At 76.1% G+C, this 12,885-nt stretch carries 13 protein-coding genes and 2 pseudogenes; 7 read left to right on the top strand and 8 right to left on the bottom strand.

What is annotated here, in order from left to right; all coding sequences use genetic code 11:
- Positions 1–490 (top strand): annotated as a pseudogene (locus tag IF27_RS31940) (Crp/Fnr family transcriptional regulator); the annotation flags it as partial.
- Between the two features lie 351 nt (positions 491–841).
- Here the strand turns inward: IF27_RS31940 and IF27_RS31945 are convergent.
- Positions 842–1,249, bottom strand: a pseudogene (locus tag IF27_RS31945) (DUF6643 family protein); the annotation flags it as partial.
- A gap of 99 nt (positions 1,250–1,348) precedes the next feature.
- Here IF27_RS31945 and IF27_RS08795 point away from each other — a divergent pair.
- From IF27_RS08795 to IF27_RS08805, 3 genes are read left to right on the top strand one after another with little or no spacing between them, the layout of a single operon-like run.
- Positions 1,349–2,632 (top strand): TerD family protein, encoded by a 1,284-nt coding sequence (locus IF27_RS08795; protein ID WP_110945701.1) that lies wholly within the window; start codon positions 1,349–1,351, stop codon positions 2,630–2,632.
- Complete coding sequence (locus tag IF27_RS08800; RefSeq protein WP_052848869.1) at positions 2,629–3,408, top strand: glutamate racemase; 780 nt, start codon at positions 2,629–2,631, stop codon at positions 3,406–3,408. The genes IF27_RS08795 and IF27_RS08800 overlap by 4 nt, the downstream gene beginning before the upstream one ends.
- A 10-nt stretch (positions 3,409–3,418) precedes the next feature.
- Positions 3,419–3,916 (top strand): NUDIX hydrolase, encoded by a 498-nt coding sequence (locus IF27_RS08805; protein ID WP_052848870.1) that lies wholly within the window; start codon positions 3,419–3,421, stop codon positions 3,914–3,916.
- Between the two features lie 54 nt (positions 3,917–3,970).
- Here the strand turns inward: IF27_RS08805 and IF27_RS08810 are convergent, their stop codons facing one another.
- The 3 genes from IF27_RS08810 to dhaK are packed head-to-tail and all read right to left on the bottom strand — an operon-like array spanning position 3,971 to position 6,008.
- Entirely contained in the window at positions 3,971–4,381 is a 411-nt protein-coding gene (locus IF27_RS08810) for a PTS-dependent dihydroxyacetone kinase phosphotransferase subunit DhaM (protein WP_052848871.1), read from the bottom strand.
- Positions 4,374–4,994 carry a dihydroxyacetone kinase subunit DhaL gene (gene dhaL / locus IF27_RS08815; protein ID WP_052848872.1) on the bottom strand — a complete coding sequence of 207 codons (621 nt, stop codon included), beginning with the start codon at positions 4,992–4,994 and terminating at the stop codon, positions 4,374–4,376. Before dhaL ends, IF27_RS08810 begins: the two co-directional genes overlap by 8 nt.
- A 21-nt stretch (positions 4,995–5,015) precedes the next feature.
- Positions 5,016–6,008, bottom strand: coding sequence for a dihydroxyacetone kinase subunit DhaK (gene dhaK, locus IF27_RS08820; RefSeq protein WP_052849063.1), 993 nt, complete (start codon positions 6,006–6,008; stop codon positions 5,016–5,018).
- A 290-nt stretch (positions 6,009–6,298) separates the two neighbouring features.
- Between dhaK and IF27_RS08825 the strand changes: the two genes are divergently transcribed.
- Positions 6,299–6,994 (top strand): hypothetical protein, encoded by a 696-nt coding sequence (locus IF27_RS08825; protein ID WP_190232869.1) that lies wholly within the window; start codon positions 6,299–6,301, stop codon positions 6,992–6,994.
- Positions 6,995–7,098: 104 nt separating this feature from the next.
- Positions 7,099–7,716: a sigma-70 family RNA polymerase sigma factor gene (locus IF27_RS08830; RefSeq protein WP_110945702.1), complete on the top strand. Its 618-nt coding sequence runs from the start codon at positions 7,099–7,101 to the stop codon at positions 7,714–7,716.
- Positions 7,717–7,749: 33 nt separating this feature from the next.
- On the opposite strand, the gene IF27_RS08835 is transcribed toward IF27_RS08830, so the two are convergent.
- On the bottom strand, positions 7,750–8,400 hold the full coding sequence (locus IF27_RS08835; RefSeq protein ID WP_052848874.1) for a TetR/AcrR family transcriptional regulator: 651 nt from the start codon (positions 8,398–8,400) through the stop codon (positions 7,750–7,752).
- Between the two features lie 110 nt (positions 8,401–8,510).
- Here IF27_RS08835 and IF27_RS08840 point away from each other — a divergent pair, with 110 nt between their 5' ends.
- Positions 8,511–9,539 carry an alcohol dehydrogenase catalytic domain-containing protein gene (locus IF27_RS08840; RefSeq protein ID WP_110945703.1) on the top strand — a complete coding sequence of 343 codons (1,029 nt, stop codon included), beginning with the start codon at positions 8,511–8,513 and terminating at the stop codon, positions 9,537–9,539.
- Here IF27_RS08840 and IF27_RS08845 read toward each other — a convergent pair.
- From IF27_RS08845 to IF27_RS08855, 3 genes are all read right to left on the bottom strand, one after another.
- Complete coding sequence (locus IF27_RS08845) at positions 9,529–10,755, bottom strand: ATP-grasp domain-containing protein (protein ID WP_052848875.1); 1,227 nt, start codon at positions 10,753–10,755, stop codon at positions 9,529–9,531. The two genes, IF27_RS08840 and IF27_RS08845, sit on opposite strands and share 11 nt — an antisense overlap.
- A complete protein-coding gene (locus tag IF27_RS08850; protein ID WP_052848876.1) occupies positions 10,752–11,840 on the bottom strand; it encodes a pyridoxal-phosphate dependent enzyme in 1,089 nt (362 codons plus the stop codon). The genes IF27_RS08845 and IF27_RS08850 overlap by 4 nt, the downstream gene beginning before the upstream one ends.
- A 106-nt stretch (positions 11,841–11,946) precedes the next feature.
- Entirely contained in the window at positions 11,947–12,639 is a 693-nt protein-coding gene (locus tag IF27_RS08855) for a class I SAM-dependent methyltransferase (protein WP_052849066.1), read from the bottom strand.
- Between the last annotated feature and the right edge of the window lie 246 nt (positions 12,640–12,885).

Consider the following 12,885-nt stretch of genomic DNA (forward strand, 5'->3'; position numbering starts at 1 on the left):
GGTGAACAGCCGGGAGTTCGGGTTGTTGCACAACGCGGACGTGCGGCAGCGCATCCACACCCGTACCGGCCCGCCCACCCCCGACGACCTCGACGAACTGATCTCCCGCCGCCGCAAGACGCAGTACCTCCTGGCGCATCCCCGCACCATCGCCGCCATCGGCCGCGAGTGGAACGCCCGCGGCATCTACCCGGCCCAGACGGAGCTGGAGGGCAGCGTCCTGCGCGCGTGGCGGGGCATCCCGATCCTCCCCTGCAACAAGATCCCCATCACGCCCGAGGGCACCAGCTCCATCCTCGCGCTGCGCACCGGCCAGGAGAACCAGGGCGTCGTCGGGCTCCACCAGACCGGCATCCCCGACGAGTACGAGCCCAGCCTGAACGTCCGCTTCATGGGGATCAACGACCAGGCGGTCATCTCCTACCTGGTCAGCGCCTACTACTCCGCCGCCGTCCTCGTCCCCGACGCCCTCGGCATCCTGGAGGACGTCCGACCAGTAGCCGGGCGACTGGTACTGGTGCTGCTGCTGGGGGCGCTCCTGCGCCGGGTAGGGGTTCTGCCCGCCGCCCTGCCCCTGGTAGGGCGCGTTCTGGGGCTGCTGCTGCGCCTGGAACGCGCCCGGGTAGGGGCGGGGTGCGGCCGGGTGCGGCGCCGCCGGACGCATCTGCTGCGGCACGGGCGCCTGGGGCACGGGCGACGGGCTGCCGGGGAACGGCGGGCGCGGCGCGGCGGCCTGCTGCGGGAAGTACGACCCCGGCGCCTGCGCCACCGGCGCGGGCAACTGCTGGCGCGGGGGCGCGGCCTGGTACGCGGGGGCGCCCTGCTGCGGGAACGAGGGGAACCCCTGTCCCGAGGGGACGGGTCGCATCCCCTGCGGGGACTGCTGGAACGGCTGCGAGGGGGCCGAGGGCAGCGCCGGGAGGGCGGGCAGCGCCGACTGCGGCGCGGGGTGCTGGAACCCCACCGACGAGTCGTACGCGGCGGGCACGCGGATGGGGGCGATCTGCGGGGTTCCCCGCTCGGCCACCAGCCTGTCGTAGATCGGGGTGTCGGCGAACGACGGTGAGGAGTACCCACCGCCGTAGGGGCGCGGGGAGGTCATACCCCATAAGTTAAGCCCACGGTGTGCTTGTTGGGGAGTCTGACGAGAGGCTGATTTGGCCGGTCCGCGCCGGGTGCCGGTCCCGCCTTCACGGTAATCCGGAAAAACGCCGAAAAATCTCCCATGCGTGCCCCGGTCACGCCCCATCCGGGGTCGCCCCCGGGGTACTCGCGCACCGGGATGGCATAGTGGGCAGTGGCTGCGGAACACGTGGCGTGACGACGCCCCACGACGGAGGAATCCCCGATGCTCAAAGGTGCGAATGTCCCGGTGACCGCGCGGGCGGTCCGCGTCGAGATCGGCTGGGCCGCATCGCCTGGGACACCGGACGTGGACGCCTCGGCCCTCCTCCTCGTCGGCGGCCGGGTGCGCTCCGACGCCGACTTCGTCTTCTACAACCAGCCCGCGCACACCTCGGGCGCCGTCCGGTACGAGGGCAAGCAGCCGCAGGGCGGCGCCGTCGCCGACCGGCTCACCGTCGAGCTGGACACGGTCGAGCCCGCCGTCGAGACCGTCACGCTCGCCGCCTCGGCCGACGGCGGCACCTTCGGGGAGGTCCCCGGGCTGCACATCCGCCTGACCGACGCCGCCAGCGGCGCCGAGATCGCCCGCTTCGACAGCACCGACGCGACGTCCGAGACCGCCTTCGTCCTCGGCGAGCTGTACCGGCGCCAGGGCGGCTGGAAGTTCCGCGCCGTCGGGCAGGGGTACGACAGCGGCCTCGCCGGTCTCGCCACCGACTTCGGCATCAGCGTGGACGACGCGCCCCCGCCCCCGGCCGCGCAGGTCACGCCGCCCGCGCCCGCCCCGGCGCCGCTGCCCCCGCCCCCCGCCGGCGCGGTACCCGCCGCCGTGCCCCCGCCGCCCGCCGCCGCGGCCCCGCCGCCCGCGCCCGTCCGGCTGAGCAAGGTCACGCTCACCAAGGCGTCGCCGACCATCTCGCTGTCCAAGCAGGGCGCCACCTCGGGCCAGATGCGGGTCAACCTCAACTGGGAGCAGCGCCAGACCCAGGCCAAGGGCTGGAAGGAGCGCCTCAACAAGGCGATGTCCGGCGGCCTCGACCTCGACCTGTGCGCGCTGTTCGAGCTGACGGACGGCCGCAAGGGCGTCATCCAGTCGCTGGGCAACGCCTTCGGCTCCCTCCACCAGGCGCCGTACATCCACCTCGACGGCGACGACCGCACCGGCGCCGTCGCCCAGGGCGAGAACCTCACGATCAACCTGGACCACTCCCGCGAGCTGCGGCGCGTCGTCATCTTCGTGACGATCTACTCGGGCGCGGCCAGCTTCCAGGACATCTCCGCCACCGTCACGCTCACCCCGGAGAAGGGCGCGCCGGTCGATTTCTCCCTCGACGAGTGCACCGTCGCCTCGCCCGTCTGCGTGCTGGCCGAGCTGACCGGCAACAACGGCGAGCTGACCGTGAAGCGCGAGGCGCGCTACCTCGTCCCCGACCGGGGCGTCAGCCCGCAGCGCACCGTGGACCACGCGTACGGCTTCGGGCTCCAGTGGACCCCGGGCCGCAAGTGAGGATCGCGCTCGTCGATTCGGGGCTCGGCCTGCTGGCCGCCGCCGCGGCCGTGCGCAGGCAGCGGCCTGACGCCGACCTCGTGCTCTCAGGGGACCCGGACGGCATGCCCTGGGGGCCGCGTACCCCCGAGGACATCACCGCCCGGGCCCTGGTCTGCGCGCAGGCCGCGGCGGCGACGGAGCCGGACGCCCTGATCGTCGCCTGCAACACGGCGTCGGTGCACGCGCTGCCCGCCCTGCGCGCCGCGCTCGAACCGGCGATCCCGGTCGTCGGGACCGTCCCGGCGGTCAAACCGGCCGCCACACGCGGCGAGCCGTTCGCCGTCTGGGCGACCCCGGCGACCACGGCCAGCCGCTACCAGCAGCGGCTGATCGCCGACTTCGCCGCCGGGCTCCCGGCGGTCGGCGTGCCCTGCCACGGGCTGGCCGACGCCGTCGAGCGCGCCGACGACGCCGCGATCGGCGCCGCCGTCAAGGCCGCGGCAGGACTGACACCCCCCGACACCCGTACGGTCGTCCTCGGCTGCACGCACTACGAGCTGGTCGCCGACCGCATCCGCGACCACCTGGCCGCCGCGCACGGCGTCACCGTCGCCCTGCACGGATCGGCCGACGCCGTGGTCGCGCAGGCCCTGCGCCGGGCGGGGGCCGGGCCGGAACCCGCCGCGCCCGCGACGGGCCGCCTGACGGTGTTCGCGGCGGGCCGCCCCGCGGCGCTCCCGCACGCCGCGCTGGCCTACCCGGAGGGGCAGTTGCTCGCCGTCGGCCCCGCGTAGGCTCCCCGGCATGGCAACCCCCGACTTCATCCTCCGCCTGCGGCGCAGCATCGGGAACGACCTGCTGTGCCTGCCGGGCGTCAGCATGGTCGTCCACGACGACGCGGGCCGTGTCCTGCTGGGCCGCCGGGCCGACACCGGCCACTGGTCCATCCCCGGCGGCATCCCCGAGCCGGGCGAGCAGCCCGCGCAGACGGCGGTCCGTGAGGTCCTGGAGGAGACGGCCGTGCGCTGCGTCGCCGTACGCGTCCTGCTGGTCCAGACGCTGCCCCCCACCGTGTACCCGAACGGCGACCAGGTGCAGTTCACCGACATCGCCGTGCACTGCCGCGCCGTCGGCGGCGAGGCGCGCGTCAACGACGACGAGTCCCTCGAAGTCGGCTGGTTCGGGCCCGACGAGCTGCCGCCGGGGCTGAGCGAGTTCGCGCTGGAGCGGATCAGGCTGGCGGGGGACGACCTGCCGACCTGGTTCGAGCCCGCCGGGCCCGTCCCCGCCGTGGGCGGCTGAGCCGCCGCGCCGCGCGGCCGTACGTCGGGACCGCCCGCACGGCCGCGCGTGCGCTCAGAGCTTGCGGAAGTCGTACGCCTCGGCCGCCGCCTCCGCGACGGAGTTGAGGTCGCCGCCGCCCGACGCGGTCACCAGCGCGGCGACCGTGCCCTCGACGAAGGGCGCGTCCACCAGCCGTGTCCCGGCGGGCAGTTCGTCCCCCTCGGCCAGCATCGCCTGCACGGTCAGGACGGCGCTGCCGAGGTCGGCGAGCACCGCGACCCCGGCGCCGCCGTCCACCCGGCGTGCCGCCTCGGCGATCAGCTCCGAGCTGGTCCCGAGCCCGCCGTCTGGCGTGCCCCCCGCCGGTGCCACCGGGGCGAGGTCCCCGCCGCCCGCCAGCCCGGCGGCGAGCTCCGCCACCGACGCGGCGACCTCCGCGCTGTGCGACACCAGCACGATCCCCACGCGCGCCCGTTCAGCCATCGCCTTCCACCGTCCCGTCCTGCCCGGCCGCCGCCTCGTCCAGGGCGCCGATGAGCAGCGCCGAGGAGGCCGCGCCGGGGTCCATGTGTCCCTTGCTGCGCTCGCCCAGGTAGCTCGCCCTGCCCTTGCGGGCCTGGAGCGGGACGGTCGCCTCCGCGCCGCCGAGTGCCGCCGCCCGCGCCGCCGCGGTGTCCGGCAGGGCGTCCACGGCGGGCAGCAGCGCGTCGAGCATCGTCTTGTCGCCCGCCGCGCCGCCGCCGAGCCTGGCGACTGCCTCGACGCCCGCGCGCAGCGCGTCCCGCAGCTCCTCGCCGCTCACTTCCGCCCCGTCGCCCAGGGCCTTGCCGGTGCGCCGCAGCAGCGTGCCGTACAGCGGTCCCGAGGCGCCGCCGACCGTCGAGACGAGCGTGCGCCCGGCGAGCTGGAGGACTGCGCCCGGGGTGTCGGGGGAGTCCGCGTCGAGCGCGGCGGTCACGGCGGTGAAGCCGCGCCGCAGGTTGCTGCCGTGGTCGGCGTCGCCGACGGCCGAGTCCAGGTCGGTCAGCCGGGCGGCGTCACGGTCCACCGCGGCGGCGGCCAGCGTCAGCCAGCGCCGGAAGAACCCGGCGTCCATCGCAGCCACTTCGCGCTCCTCTCAGCGGCCCCAGCGCAGCCCCGCCGTGCTCACCGGCGCGTCCCACAGCCGCAGCAGTTCGTCGTCCACCTCGCACAGCGTCACGGAGCAGCCCGCCATGTCCAGCGACGTCACGTAGTTGCCGACGAGCGTACGCGCCACCTCCACGCCGCGCCCGCGCAAGGCGCGCTGCACCTCGGCGTTGAAGCCGTACAGCTCCAGCAGCGGCGTGGCGCCCATGCCGTTGACGAGCGCGAGCACCGGGCCGGACGGCATGCGGTCGGCCAGCAGCACGTCCACCGTGTAGTCCGCGATCTCGGCCGACGTCATGACGGCGCGCCGTTCGCGTCCCGGCTCGCCGTGGATGCCGATGCCCAGCTCCAGCTCGTCCGAGGGGAGGTCGAAGGTGGGGCCGCCCTTGGCGGGCGTCGTCGGCGCGCCGAGCGCCACGCCGAAGCTGCGGGAGGCGTCGGCCACGCGCTGCGCGATCGCCGTGACGCGCTCCAGCGGGGCGCCCTCCTCGGCCGCGGCCCCGGCGAGCTTCTCGACGAACAGCGTGCCGCCGGTGCCGCGGCGGCCCGCCGTGTAGAGGCTGTCGGTGACGGCGACGTCGTCCTCGACGAGCACGCGGGTGACGCGGATGTCCTCCTCGTCGGCCAGCTCGGCGCCCATGTCGAAGTTGAGGACGTCGCCCGTGTAGTTCTTGACGATGAACAGCACGCCCTCGCCGCCGTCCACCAGCGAGGCCGCGCGGAGCATCTGGTCGGGCACCGGGGAGGTGAACACCTCGCCGGGACAGGCCGCGTCGAGCATGCCGGGGCCGACGAAGCCGCCGTGCAGCGGTTCGTGCCCCGAGCCGCCGCCCGAGACGAGGGCGACCTTGCCGGAGACCGGCGCGTCCCGGCGGGCGACGACCCGGTTCTCGACGTCCACCGCGAGGTCGGGGTGGGCCTCGGCCATTCCGCGCAGGGCGTCGGCGACGACGGTCTCCGGCGCGTTGATCAGCATCCGCATGGCTACCTCCAGCTGGCTCCGGCCGTGGCCGGGCGCGGCCACGGCGCCGCGCACCCGCCAGTATCGGCCGGGGGACGCCGCGGTGCCCCTCCGCCGGGCCGGGTGTCCCGGCCGGGTGTCGGGCCGCGCGGGGCGGCGCGTAGGGTTCCGGCGGGACGGGGGACACCGCGCGCGGCTCATGTGACACAGATCACACCATGACCGTGTCCTGTCATAGCGGTCGAACAGGTGATCTATCGCCATCGCCCGCCCTTCCCGGGGCCGGGGGCCTCGCTGCCACCATGGCCCGCATGGGAGCCGGACCCGCACTCCGCCTCGCCCACGCCGCGCTGTACGCGACGGTGTGCGTCGTGGTGTCCGGACTCGGCCACGTCCTGTCCGCCGGGGACGGCCTGCCGCCGTCGAGCGTGGCCGTCGCGTTCGCCGTGACGTGCGGCGCGGGCTGGTGGCTCGCGGGCGCAGGGCGTGACCTCCGGCTGATCGCCGGGGTGAGCGCCCTCGGGCAGGCCGCGCTGCACGCGGTGTTCAGCGGCCTCCACCCCCTGCCCCCGGCCGCGCCCGCCGCGCCACGGCCCGTCACCCTGCCCGCCCAGGGGCACGAACACGGGCACGGGCACCACGGCGGGCACAGCCACCTCCACGACCCGTACGGCCCCGGTGCCGCGCCCGACCCGGCCGCAGCGGAACCGTTCGTCCCCCTGCTCGACGGGGCGTACGCCGGCGCGGGCATGGTCCTCGCGCACGGTCTGGCCGGGCTGCTGTGCGGCTGGTGGCTGTGGCGCGGCGAGGCCGCCGTGCGCCAGACGGCGCGCAGCGTCGCCCTTTTCCTGTACGCCCCGCTGCGGGCCGTCGAGCGGGCGCGCACCGGCGTACCGCCCCTGCCGCGCGTGAGCCCGCCGCCCGCCCCCCGCCCGGCGCGCAGGCCCCGCGACCTGCTCGCCCTGCACGGCGTGTCGCGTCGCGGCCCGCCGTCGCTCTCGTCCTGAACCCCACCTGTTCCCCGCCTCGCCCGCATGCGGCGCGGGGCGGTCGCCGAGGGGCCGCTGCGGCGTGCCGACGGCTCCGCGAGAACACCGAAGGACGAGTGGCGATGAGCGCTGCCCGGAACACCACGGCACCACCCAGGAGGACCGCACCACCCCGCCGCAGGCCCCCCGTCAGGAGAACGGCCGCGGCCGACGCGCAGATCACCCGGTGGGCACTCGCCGCCGGGCGCGGCGACCGCGAGGCGGCGGAACGGTTCGTCCGTGCCACCTACGAGGACGTACGGAGGTTCGTCACGCACTTGAGCGCCGACGGGGCGGGCGCGGACGACCTCGCCCAGGAGACGTTCGCGCGCGCCCTGGGGAGCCTGGCGGGCTTCGCCGGGCGCTCCTGCGCGCGCGTCTGGCTCCTGTCGATCGCGCGCCGGGTGGTCGTGGACCGCCACCGGCGCGCGGCGACGCGCCCTGCCGTCGCCGACACGGCCGACTGGCTGGCGGCGGCCGACCTTGCCCAGCCGCGCAGGGCGCCGGGCTTCGAGGAGGGCGTCGCGCTCCTCGACGCGCTGCGCGCCCTGGACGGCGGACGGCGGCAGGCGTTCGTGCTGACGCAGCTGGTCGGCCTGTCGTACGCGGAGGCCGCGGCGGTCGCCGACTGCCCGGTCGGCACCGTCCGCTCCCGCGTCGCGCGGGCACGGCGCGACCTCGCGAGCGCCTGGCTCGGCTGAGCACTCCGCGCGCGGCGCCCCCGGCCGTTCACCTCACGGCTCGGGGGCGCCGCCGTACAGCGCGAGGTCCACGAGACCGGTGAGGAAGCGCCCGTCGGGCGGCGGGCCGCCGAACAGTGCGCGGGTCAGCACGGGCGCGCACACCGCCTCGACGACGACGGACGCGTCGTGGCCCGGCGACAGCTCGCCGCGTTCGACGCCCCGGCGCACCAGCGTCTGCGCCAGCCGCAGGCGCTCCTCCCAGTAGGCCGCGCGGTGCTCGGCCCGGCGGGCGGCGACGGCCTCCGGGTCCTCACCTCCCGCGTCCTCGGCCTGCGCCGCCGTGGGCCGGACGGAGAGCTGCAACAGCGCCGCGCCCTCCGGCGTGGCGACCGCGCGCGCCAGGCCCTCGGCGAGGGCCAGCAGGTCGCCGCGCACCGAGCCGGTGTCAGGCAGCGGCAGGACGTCGTCGCTGTACTGCGTCGCGGCGTCGTGGATCAGGTTCTCGCGCGTCCCCCAGCGCCGGTAGAGCGACGTCTCGTGCAGGCCCGTCTCCCGTGCCACGGCGGCGATCGTCACCTCGTGCAGCGGCCGTGTCGCCAGGAGGCGGACGGTGGTGGCCAGGGCCGCCTGGCGCAGCCGTTCGCCACGGCGGCGCAGGGGAGGGGCCGCCTCCCCCGCCGTCCCGTCGTCGTCCTTCCGCATGCACCCAGCCTAACGCAAGGGCTCTTGCGTTGCCCCGATCCGCGCCGTACGTTCAAAGCAAGGAGGCTTGCGTTAGCCCCGCCGACCCCCGCACACCACGGAGAGTGATCATGACGAAGAACGCCGCCCCGACGATGCGCGCCGCGCGGCTGCGCTACCCGGACCTGGAGCTGCGGATCGAGGAGGTGCCCCGCCCCGCACCCGGCCCTGGCGAGGTGCTGGTCGAGGTGAAGGCGGCGGGCGTCTGCCTCTCCGACGTCCACCTCGTGGACGGCACGCTGGGCCGCGGCCCGCACCTGACGGCCGACGCCGTGACGCTCGGCCACGAGGTCGCCGGGGTCGTCGCGACGACAGGCCCCGGCGTCACCGCCTGGCGGCCCGGCGACCGCGTCGTCCTCCAGGCGGGCGAGACGCGCGACGGCCAGGTGTGGACGCGCGGCGTGGACTATGACGGCGGCTGGGCCGAGTACGCGCTCGCCACCGCCACCACCCTCTTCGCCCTCCCCGACACGATCCCCTTCGCTCAGGGCGCGATCATCCCCGACGCCGTGTCCACCCCCTGGGGCGCCATCACCGCCACCGCCGGGATCAGGCCCGCCCAGGCGGTCGGCGTCTGGGGCGTCGGCGGCCTCGGCGCGCACGGCGTGCAGCTGCTGCGCGCGGTCGGCGCCCACCCGGTCGTCGCCGTCGATCCTGCGCCCGCCGCCCGCGCACGCGCCCTCGCCTTCGGCGCCGACCTCGCGCTCGACCCCGCCGACCCCGGCCTCCAGGACGCGGTCCGCGCGGCGACGGGCGGCGCCGGGCTCGCCGCCGCGTTCGACTTCGCGGGCGTGGACGCCGTACGCGAGCAGGCGCTCGGCGCCCTCGGCCCCGGCGGCAGCCTCGTCCTCGTCGGCCTCACCGGCACGCCGCTGCGCGTCACGGACAGCACCGCGTTCAGCTTCCTCGGGCAGCGCATCCTCGGCCACTACGGCTCGGACGAGACCGCCGTCCCGCAGCTCATCGGCCTCACCGCCGGGGGGCGGCTCGACTTCTCCCGCTCCATCACGGACGTGCTGCCGCTCGACGCCGCCGCCGAGGCCGTCGCCCGCGTCCACGCCAAGACGGGCGACCCGATCCGCCTCGTGCTCACGCCGTGACGTCCCGCAGCACAGGACGCACCGTCACGGCCGCGCTCCACGCCCGGTGCAGCGCCAGCTCCGCCGTCTCCGCCTCGGCCAGCACGATGCCCGTGCACCCCCGCTGGTCCCCGACGTGCACCACCGCGTCGCCCGGCGCGCGCGTCGGGTACCAGCCCACCGCGCCGGGGAACGCGCCGAGCCCGTCGAGCCCGTGCCAGCCGGTGAGCACCCCGGGCCGGTCCGCGTAGACGAGGACCATGCCGCACGCCGGTCCAGGCCGCGCCTGGTCCGCGTCCAGCAGCGCGGGACGGCGGCCGAGGACCGTGTCGATCAGCGCGTCGTAGACGTCGGACCCGAGCGACCTGCACAGCGCCTCGCCGACCAGCGCGCCACCGATCCGCCGGTTGACCTCGACCAGTTCGGGGCCCTGCGCCGTCAGGATGAACTCGACGTGCGCGAAGCCCCCGTCGTGGCCCGCCACCGCGAGCACCCGCCCGACCCACTCCGCCAGCCGCGCCTCCCCGCCGGGCGGCAGCGCGACGGGGAACGCGGCGGCCTCCTCCCGCACCGCGGGCCACCGCGACGTCTGCCTGCTCAGCACGCCGAGCAGCCGCGTCCGTCCCCGCCAGGTCAGCGTCTCCGCGCTGTACAGCGGCCCGGCGAGGAACCGCTCGGCGAACAGCCGCCCCGACAGCCGCCGCCCCGCCGCCTCCGCGAGCGCCGCCCGCAGTGCCTCCTCGTCGTGGACGATCCACACGTCACGCGACGACGTGCCCCCCGAGTCCTTGAGTACCGCGGGCAGCCCCACGGCGCGCAGCACCGCCGCCGCCCCCTCGGGCCCCGGCGGCACCGGCAGCGCCCCGCCCGCGCTCAGCCCCGCGTCGTGCAGCAGCCCACGGACCCGCGCCTTGTCCCGCAGCACGCGCACGGCCTTCGGGTCGGGCCCCGGCAGCCCCAGCTCGGCGGCGAGGTCGGCGCCGGGCACGCTCCAGGTGTCCGTCGTGTTGATCAGCCCGGCCAGCCCCGGGAGCGCCCGCAGCGCCGCCCGCACGGCGTCCGTGTCCTGCGTGTCGATGTCCACGACGTCGAGCGTGTCGGGCGGCAGCAGTTCCAGCTCGTGCCGGTAGAACGAACGGTCGCCCGTCAGCAGCACGAGGCGGTGCCCGGCGCGCGCGGCGGCTGCGGCGGTCCTCCCCACCCCGAACGACAGGGCCTCAAGCGCGGCGATCGTCACGGTGTCCCCTCCTCCTCGGCGTGCAGCGCCCCCGGCGGTCCCTGGCGCCCGGCCCACTCCAGCACCGACCACGGCGGGCGCAGCTCGCCTGGCGCCGCGATGCGCACCGGGCGCAGCGCCGCCGGGTCGGGCGCCTCCTCGTGCCGCGCGAAGACGCGCTCCGCGTACCGGTGCCCCGTGTCGGGCCCGAGCACGAGGTACGGGCCGCCGGGACGGCGCGCCGCCTCGTAGCCGCCGACCAGGTACGCCGCGCCGGTGGACAGCCCGGCGAAGACGGCGTGCTCCCGCAGCAGGCCGACCGTACCGGCCATCGCGTGCCGGAAGTCCAGCCAGTGCACGGTGTCGTACAGCTCGTGCCGCACGTTCCCGAACGGGATCGAGCTGCCGATCCCGGCGATGATCGCCTCCGGGTCGCTGAACCGCTCGCTGCCGAACGTCACGCTGCCGAACGGCTGCACGCCGACGAGCCTGACCGCCCGCCCCGCCGCGCGCAGCGCCCGCGTCAGCCCGCCGGTGGACGCGCCCGTGCCCACCGCGCCGACGACCGTCAGCCGCTCGCCCGGCAGCGCCGCGTCCACCAGCGCGGCCAGTTCGCGGTACCCCGCGTGGTGCACCGGGTCGTGGTACTGCCGCATCCAGTACATGTCGGGCCGCCCCGCCAGGAGCCGCCGCACGTGACGCACACGCCGCTCCTGGTCCAGCCGCAGGCTGCTGGAGGGCGGCATCTGGTCCACGGTCGCGCCCAGCACTTCGAGCTGGGCGCGCATCACGGAGTCCACGGTGGTGGAGGCGACGATGTGGCAGCGCAGGCCGTAGCGGTGCGCCGCCATCGCGAGCGCCAGGGCGTAGATGCCGCTGGAGCTGTCGATGAGGGTCTGCCCGGGACGTATCCGGCCGCGCCGCAGCAGGGCGCGTACGGCGCCGAGCGCGGCGTAGACCTTCATCGTCTCGAAGCGGGCGAGGACGGTCTCGCCGTCGAGGCGTACGAGCGCGGGCGCCTTGATCGCGTCGGTGATGTGCTCGTGCACCGGCACGGCGGCCGGTACCGCGGCCGGAGGGGACAGGGGTGTGGGGGCGGATGGCATGACGTACCGGACCTCCTGGGCGTGCGGATGCCGAGCCGGGATGTGCAGCCGTGCGACGGGGGGACGTGGTGCCCGGCCCCGGGCGGGCCGCGCGTCCGGCGGGCGCTCACGGCTTCCTGCCGGTGACGACGAGCCGCCGCGCCCCGGGGCCGTACGGGCCGCCGTCGAAGTCGCCGTGGCAGGCGACGTCCACGAAACCGGCCGCCTCGAACAGGTCGTGCAGCTCGGCCGCGCTGTAGAGGAAGGAGTGGATCGACCGGCTGCTGGCCACGTCACCGCGCACCAGCGTCCAGTCGGTGCGCAGCCGCCGCCAGCTGTCCAGCACGGTGTCGCGCTGCACGACGTACGCGCCGTCCGGCAGGTCCACCACCTGCGGGCGCCCGATCCAGCCCGCAAGCACCTCCTTGCCCATCACGTCCACCAGCAGCCGCCCGCCGGGGGCCAGGCTCTCCCACGCGTTGCGCAGCACGCGCGCGTTGTCGCCCGGCTCGTCGAAGTACCCGAAGGACGTGAACACGTTGAGCACGACGTCGAACGCGCCGGGCGCCACGTACGCCAGCATGTCGGCGCGCACCAGCGTCACGTCCACACCGGCCGCCGCGCAGGCGCGCCCGGCACGCTCCAGCATGCCCGCGCTCAGATCGACGCCCGTCACCTCGTACCCGCGCCGCGCGAGCGGCACGACGAACAGGCCGGGCCCGCAGGCGAGATCGAGGACGCGCGCCCCCGCCGGGAAGTCGAGCAGCGCCGCGTCCCGCACCAGCCCGGCGACCGACGTGCCGCGCTCCGGCGAGAACATCACCGGCGCGAAGTCGGCCCACAACGCCTCGTCCTCGTACCACTGACCGTCCGCGGCCCCGTCCGTCACACCGGTCTCCTCACGTGTCCGCCCTCTGTCTCAGTGGTCGTCCGGCGGCGCGCATGAGTTCCCGGCGTGCCGGGCAGCAAGGAGACAGCGGGCCGGGTGACGGGGCGGCCCGGATCAGGGGAACACGGGGGAAAAGAAGGGCGGGGAACAGGAGAACGACGGGGTGGCGTGACGGCA

It is taken from the genome of Streptomyces avicenniae (assembly GCF_000719135.1).
In the GTDB taxonomy this organism is placed as follows: Bacteria; Actinomycetota; Actinomycetes; order Streptomycetales; family Streptomycetaceae; genus Streptomyces; species Streptomyces avicenniae.

What these genes read in the sequence shown, in the direction of transcription:
- IF27_RS08795 (WP_110945701.1), top strand. Translation starts at nt 1,349, where the DNA reads ATGCTCAAAGGTGCGAATGTCCCGGTGACCGCGCGGGCGGTCCGCGTC.
- IF27_RS08805 (WP_052848870.1), top strand. Translation starts at nt 3,419, where the DNA reads ATGGCAACCCCCGACTTCATCCTCCGCCTGCGGCGCAGCATCGGGAAC.
- IF27_RS08810 (WP_052848871.1), bottom strand. Translation starts at nt 4,381, where the DNA reads ATGGCTGAACGGGCGCGCGTGGGGATCGTGCTGGTGTCGCACAGCGCG.
- dhaL (WP_052848872.1), bottom strand. Translation starts at nt 4,994, where the DNA reads ATGGACGCCGGGTTCTTCCGGCGCTGGCTGACGCTGGCCGCCGCCGCG.
- dhaK (WP_052849063.1), bottom strand. Translation starts at nt 6,008, where the DNA reads ATGCGGATGCTGATCAACGCGCCGGAGACCGTCGTCGCCGACGCCCTG.
- IF27_RS08825 (WP_190232869.1), top strand. Translation starts at nt 6,299, where the DNA reads ATGGGAGCCGGACCCGCACTCCGCCTCGCCCACGCCGCGCTGTACGCG.
- IF27_RS08830 (WP_110945702.1), top strand. Translation starts at nt 7,099, where the DNA reads ATGAGCGCTGCCCGGAACACCACGGCACCACCCAGGAGGACCGCACCA.
- IF27_RS08835 (WP_052848874.1), bottom strand. Translation starts at nt 8,400, where the DNA reads ATGCGGAAGGACGACGACGGGACGGCGGGGGAGGCGGCCCCTCCCCTG.
- IF27_RS08840 (WP_110945703.1), top strand. Translation starts at nt 8,511, where the DNA reads ATGACGAAGAACGCCGCCCCGACGATGCGCGCCGCGCGGCTGCGCTAC.
- IF27_RS08850 (WP_052848876.1), bottom strand. Translation starts at nt 11,840, where the DNA reads ATGCCATCCGCCCCCACACCCCTGTCCCCTCCGGCCGCGGTACCGGCC.
- IF27_RS08855 (WP_052849066.1), bottom strand. Translation starts at nt 12,639, where the DNA reads ATGTTCTCGCCGGAGCGCGGCACGTCGGTCGCCGGGCTGGTGCGGGAC.